Source organism: Craterilacuibacter sp. (genome assembly GCF_051659485.1).
GTDB lineage: Bacteria > Pseudomonadota > Gammaproteobacteria > Burkholderiales > Chromobacteriaceae > Craterilacuibacter.
In genome coordinates, this window is sequence record NZ_JBOFOO010000285.1 from 1 (window position 1) to 1,595 (window position 1,595).

At 58.1% G+C, this 1,595-nt stretch carries 2 pseudogenes; one reads left to right on the forward strand and one right to left on the reverse strand.

Annotated features, from left to right (window positions below):
- A pseudogene (gltB, locus tag ACRC1E_RS10005) lies at window positions 1-1,031 on the reverse strand (glutamate synthase large subunit); the annotation flags it as partial.
- 271 nt (window positions 1,032-1,302) lie between these two features.
- Between gltB and ACRC1E_RS10010 the strand changes: the two are divergent.
- Window positions 1,303-1,595: pseudogene (locus ACRC1E_RS10010) on the forward strand (hypothetical protein); the annotation flags it as partial.

A 1,595-nucleotide genomic window follows, 5' to 3' on the forward strand; every position in this document is an offset into this window, starting at 1 on the left:
CCATCCCACGGCTCCATATGCATGGAGTTGAATTCGTAGAAGGCGCGCAGATCCTTGTCGGTGGAATCCACATTCTGCCATGCCGGCGGAACCAACAGGCGCAGCGCGCGGAACAGCGGAATGCCGCCCATCAGCAGGCCTTCGAGCATATTGTCCAGGCTCATCGAATCCGAGCCGTCGGTCTGTACGATGGGGCGTACCGCATCCATGTCCAGTTGCTCGGAGGCCATGATCTGTTCGCGTGCCCGCGCCCAGTTGCGGTTGCCCGATACGGTATTGATTTCGCCGTTATGCGCCAAAAAGCGGAACGGCTGCGCCAGCTTCCACTGCGGCCAGGTGTTGGTCGAGAAGCGCTGGTGGAAAACGGCCAGGCTGGACTCGAAGCGTTCATCCTGCAGGTCGAGGAAGAAGCGCGACAGATTGTCCGGCGTCACCAAGCCCTTGTACGACAGCGTGTGCGGCGACAGCGTCGGCAGATAGAAATAAGGGTCATCGCCCTTGTTGGCTTTTTCTGCCAGACGGCGCGCCATATACAGGCGACGCTGGAAAGCCATCTCGTCCATGCCGAACGGGCAGTTGACGAACACCTGCACCATGGCCGGCAAGGTGCGCAGCGCCGCCTCGCCACAGGCCGACACATCGGTCGGCACATCACGGAAACCGGCGACATCCAGACCCTGTTCTTCCAGATATTCTTTCAGCCGGCGCAGGCTTTTCTGGCCGGTACCCTCATCCGGGTGGTGAAAGACCAGCCCGGCGGCGTACACTGGCTTTAGGGTGATGCCGGCAGCTTGTGCAGCCTGACGCAAAAAGCCATCCGGCTTACGAAAAAGCAGGCCGCACCCGTCTCCCGATTTGCCATCGGCAGCGACCGCACCGCGGTGGGTCAGTTTGGCGAGCGAGGAAATGGCGGTTTTGACCAACCAGTGGCTGGGCTTGTCGTCCAGCTGGGCGATCAGGCCAAAACCACAGCTATCCTGCTCAAAATCAGGGCGATACAAAGTACCCTCTAGCCAGCGCTGTCTGTCCATATTGTTGCCTGCATATAATGTGAAACGAATGTTTTTATTCTAAGGTCAAGTGCTCACGTATCGCAACACGAATTTGTGCAGCGCGATAGACATTAAATAACAAAGACTTACGCGCATTCACCCCCGCTAAAACAGTATAAAAAGCTGTTTGAATTTACTTTTATGTGACGTAAAACTTCATTTAGGCGACGGGAGCAAGCCCTGTAAAATGCCGACTCAAGCCATGAACGAAAAATATTGTCAGACAAAAGACACCTCTCCGGTAAGCACCGTGACCGCACGCCACGAAGCGATATCGGGGCTGGCCGATCAGGCCTTTGCCCGCGCCGCCGGCGCGCCCTTGATTGGCGGCAACCATGCCCGGCTGCTGTACGACAGTAGCGAAAACTTTCCGGCCTGGGAGGCCGCCATTGCAGCGGCCCGGCACAGCATCCTGATCGAGATGTACATCTTCGCCAATGACAGCGTTGGTCAGGCGCTGTGCGCCCTTCTGGCCGAGCGTGCCCGTGCCGGCGTGCGCGTCTTGCTGCTGGTCGACTGGTTTGGCTGCTGGCGGGAAATCCT